Genomic DNA, 3,718 nt, shown 5'->3' on the forward strand with positions numbered 1-3,718 from the left:
CGCGCCAAAGGCATGGAAATGGACCCCGAACGCGGCCGCCGCTGCACCATGTGTTTCGATATGCGCTTCGAGCGCGCCGCCCTTTATGCCCACGAACACGGCTTCCCCGTACTCACCAGCTCGCTGGGCATTTCGCGCTGGAAGAACATGAACCAGATCAACGACTGCGGCCACCGCGCCGCTGCGCCGTACGACGACGTGGTGTATTGGGATTTCAACTGGCGCAAAGGCGGCGGCAGCGCGCGCATGATCGAAATCAGCAAGCGCGAGCATTTCTACCAGCAGGAATACTGCGGCTGCGCCTATTCGCTGCGTGATACCAACCACCACCGAAAATCGCAAGGCCGCGCGCCGGTTAAAATCGGCGTGAAATATTACGGAGACGAAGAAAACGGCTAACGCTCTTTCGGTTTAACCGGCAAAAATTGACTCAGGCCGTCTGAATATGGTTTCAGACGGCCTGAGGTTTTTGTAAATCATGCCGGTACATTTTTTCAGCCTGCCCGCCATTCATATCCACGCGGAAACCAGCCGGCGCCCCGCTTTACACCGCCTTATCCGTATAAAGCGGCACGCCCGAAGCGGCGGCCATATTGTCCGTATAAGCCTTCAGTTTCGGCGGCAGCACCAGCCCGCGCACCACCGTTAAGTTGCGCAGCAGCGGGAAAACGTGGACATCTTCCATGCTCAAACCTTCGCCGTTCAAACTATCCCCGCCCGCAACCTGCCGCTCCAAATCCGCCAAACCGGTATGCAGGGTTTGCAGATATTCATCGGTTTTCGCCAGATTTTCGGCAAAGCTGCCGATATTGGCTTCTTTTTTATGCACGAAATAATCAACTGCGCCCTGCGTGGCGAATTCCGGCAGCCCGATCGACACCATGCGCGGCTGCACCAGTTTGTTGATATAAGTGCCGGCTTGTTCCAGCCAAGCCTGCACTTCGGGGCGGATTTCTTCTTTCAGACGGCCTTTATCCGCCAAATTGTCGATATAACGCACGATATCCAAGCTCTCGCCCATATATGAGCCGTCGTCTTTCTGCAGTATCGGCACCTGCTTGGCGCCTATCATGCCGATGGGGGTGGATTCATCGTCGTTCTGCAATACAACTTCTTCCGCCGCCAACCCGCGCAGGCCGATAATCATGCGGGCGCGCACGCAGAAAGGGCAGTGATCATAAATATAGAGTTTCATGGCTGTTTTCCCTGTTTCCGTTTAAAGACGTCCTCCAACACCCAAAGGCCGTCTGAAAACCTTACAATTCAATGCCTTTGAGTTTGGCAACGGTGTTGATGTCTTTATCGCCGCGACCGGACAGGTTAACCAAAATGACTTGGTCTTTGCCCATTTTCGGCGCGTTTTCCACCGCCCAGGCAAGGGCGTGGCTGGATTCGAGGGCGGGGATAATGCCTTCGTATCGGCACAGCAAATCAAAGGCTTGCAAGGCGGCACCGTCATCGGCGGCGGTGTATTCCACGCGCTTGATGTCGGCCAGATAGCTGTGTTCGGGGCCGATGCCGGGGTAATCCAAACCGGCCGAAACGGAATGCGTGCCCTGCACTTGGCCGTTTTCGTCCTGCATCAGGTAGCTGCGGAAGCCGTGCAGCACGCCGGCAGGGGCTTTGCTGGTAATCGGTGCGGCATGGTCGGGCGTGTGTACGCCGTGGCCGCCCGCTTCCACCCCCACCAGATGCACGCCACTTTCTTCAATATAAGGATAAAACAGGCCGATGGCGTTGGAGCCGCCGCCCACACAGGCCACCGCCACATCGGGCTGGCGGCCGATGGCCTCGAGCATCTGCTCTTTGGCTTCGTTGCCGATTACGCATTGGAAATCGCGCACCATTTCGGGATAAGGCGCGGGGCCGGCGGCCGTGCCGATGATGTAGAAAGTGTCGTCCACCCGCGCCACCCATTCGCGCATGGCTTCGTTCATGGCGTCTTTCAGGGTACGGCTGCCGCTGTCCACGCCCACCACATTGGCGCCCAACAGCTTCATGCGGAACACGTTGGGGGCTTGGCGGATAATGTCGTCGGCACCCATATAAACATGGCATTCCATGCCGAAGCGGGCGGCCACGGTAGCTGAGGCCACGCCGTGCTGGCCGGCGCCGGTTTCGGCAATCACGCGTTTTTTGCCCATGCGCTTGGCCAGCAGCGCCTGGCCGATGGTGTTGTTGATTTTGTGCGCGCCGGTGTGGTTGAGGTCTTCGCGCTTGAGCCAGATTTGCGCACCGCCGAGTTTTTCAGACAGGCGCGCGGCATGGTAAACGGGGCTGGGGCGGCCGACATAGTGTTTCAAATCGTTTCGGAAAGCCGCCCAGAAAGCGGGGTCATTCTTGGCTTCCTGATAAGCGGCCGCCAGCTCCTGTAGGGCGGGAATCAGGGTTTCAGAAACGAACACGCCGCCGTGTTCGCCGAAAAATCCTTGTGAATCGGGAGCTTGGTAGTTTTTCACTGAAAAATCCTCGAACTTTCAAAACCGTTGGAAACAAAATGCCGCCTTTTGTGCACAAGCATTCCGCAGATCGGATTATTATCCGGAAACAGACCCCAAACAGGCTGCAGGTTCCGATTCTAACAGCTTGCCGCTTTGCCTGAGAAGAAAAAAGCGCTGTCGGAAATTTCCCGCAGTGATTCCGTTGCAGACACAGAAAGGCCGTCTGAAACCAACATGTTTCAGACGGCCCAAGCTGCCGTTTCAGGCATTTATATGGTTTTCGGCGGTTTTACCTGAAGCCCCAGCGCAGGTTGCGGATGGTGCCGATGGCTTCGTTAACCACCCCCATGCCTCTGGAAGCGGTATCCATCGTATCGCGGATGCCGCCGTGTTTGTTTTGGCGCTTCTGCTGCTCCAAAGCCAGCTCTTCAGATGTGTTGGCGCGCTGGCGGCGGCTTTGCTCCAATTGGGAACGGCTCACCTGCGCAGCTTCACGGTTGCGTCCGGCATTGCTCAATGCCGCATCGTCGCCCATAGCCATATCGCCTACGGAGTTGGTGGAAGCGCATGCCGACAAAATCAAAGCGGCAGCAAGGGAAACAAACAGTTTTTTCATTACAGACACTCCTTTTGAAAAATTACCGGCAGGTAATCAGAAATCAACATATATCCGGCTGCTTGAAGCACCGCCGCCGGTTGCGCGGTTGACCGCATCGGCCTTATCCATCATTTCTTTGCGCCGTTCGGCACGCCGTTCCGCCCTTTCGGCACGTTCGGCCTCGTGCACCGCCTGCGCGTTAGCACGCAGGGTTTCGGGAGAACGGCTCGAAAACCTTTGGCTGCCGTAAGAGCAGGCGCTTAAAACCACGGCCGCAGCCGCCCAAAAAAATACATTTTTCATTCAGACACTCCTCAAGTTGCACAAGAAAAAATTTCTTAACGCTTTTAAAACTATATTAATCTTTTTTTTTTTTTGTCAATATTGTAAAATTTTTGTTTATGCAAATGAATGTAAACATTTCATTAAAAATGCTTTTTAGATAAACTGGGTTTTCCCGAACCACAGGAAAATCCTAAATTTTTGTCGGAAACAGCCTTTATTTTGGAAGCGGCGGAGCGGGTATGCGCCCGAAACAGAAATCTTTGCAAAAACTAAAATTCTGTTTTCCCTTTACCCGCCCCGCAAGAAAAGCGGCAGGCCGTCTGAAAACAACAGATTTAAGACGGGCAGCCCGGGTTGTTGCGGGGTGCGGGTGAGAAACGGGCGGTGTTTGCGG

Annotated in this window: 5 protein-coding genes; 1 reads left to right on the top strand and 4 read right to left on the bottom strand. The window is 55.1% G+C overall.

The features are described 5' to 3' along the window. Nucleotides 1–399: epoxyqueuosine reductase QueH (locus Q3970_RS01060; protein WP_303098767.1), on the top strand; the 399-nt coding region annotated here is incomplete at its 5' end. Nucleotides 400–544: 145 nt separating this feature from the next. Here Q3970_RS01060 and grxB read toward each other — a convergent pair. The 4 genes from grxB to Q3970_RS01080 all read right to left on the bottom strand — a co-directional run bounded on the left by grxB (nucleotide 545) and on the right by Q3970_RS01080 (nucleotide 3,342). Continuing rightward, entirely contained in the window at nucleotides 545–1,195 is a 651-nt protein-coding gene (grxB, locus tag Q3970_RS01065) for a glutaredoxin 2 (protein WP_303098768.1), read from the bottom strand. A 61-nt stretch (nucleotides 1,196–1,256) separates the two neighbouring features. Further along, complete coding sequence (gene trpB, locus Q3970_RS01070) at nucleotides 1,257–2,459, bottom strand: tryptophan synthase subunit beta (RefSeq protein WP_303098769.1); 1,203 nt, start codon at nucleotides 2,457–2,459, stop codon at nucleotides 1,257–1,259. Between the two features lie 271 nt (nucleotides 2,460–2,730). Further along, on the bottom strand, nucleotides 2,731–3,057 hold the full coding sequence (locus tag Q3970_RS01075; protein WP_303098770.1) for an NGK_0946 family protein: 327 nt from the start codon (nucleotides 3,055–3,057) through the stop codon (nucleotides 2,731–2,733). A gap of 36 nt (nucleotides 3,058–3,093) precedes the next feature. Continuing rightward, nucleotides 3,094–3,342, bottom strand: a complete 249-nt coding sequence (locus Q3970_RS01080) for a hypothetical protein (protein ID WP_303098771.1) — start codon at nucleotides 3,340–3,342, stop codon at nucleotides 3,094–3,096. Between the last annotated feature and the right edge of the window lie 376 nt (nucleotides 3,343–3,718).

It is taken from the genome of Neisseria sp. (assembly GCF_030530745.1).
Taxonomy (GTDB): domain Bacteria; phylum Pseudomonadota; class Gammaproteobacteria; order Burkholderiales; family Neisseriaceae; genus Neisseria.

Bases quoted from the DNA above. Each gene is read 5' to 3' on its own strand.
- grxB (WP_303098768.1), bottom strand. From the start codon at position 1,195: ATGAAACTCTATATTTATGATCACTGCCCTTTCTGCGTGCGCGCCCGC.
- Q3970_RS01075 (WP_303098770.1), bottom strand. From the start codon at position 3,057: ATGAAAAAACTGTTTGTTTCCCTTGCTGCCGCTTTGATTTTGTCGGCA.
- Q3970_RS01080 (WP_303098771.1), bottom strand. From the start codon at position 3,342: ATGAAAAATGTATTTTTTTGGGCGGCTGCGGCCGTGGTTTTAAGCGCC.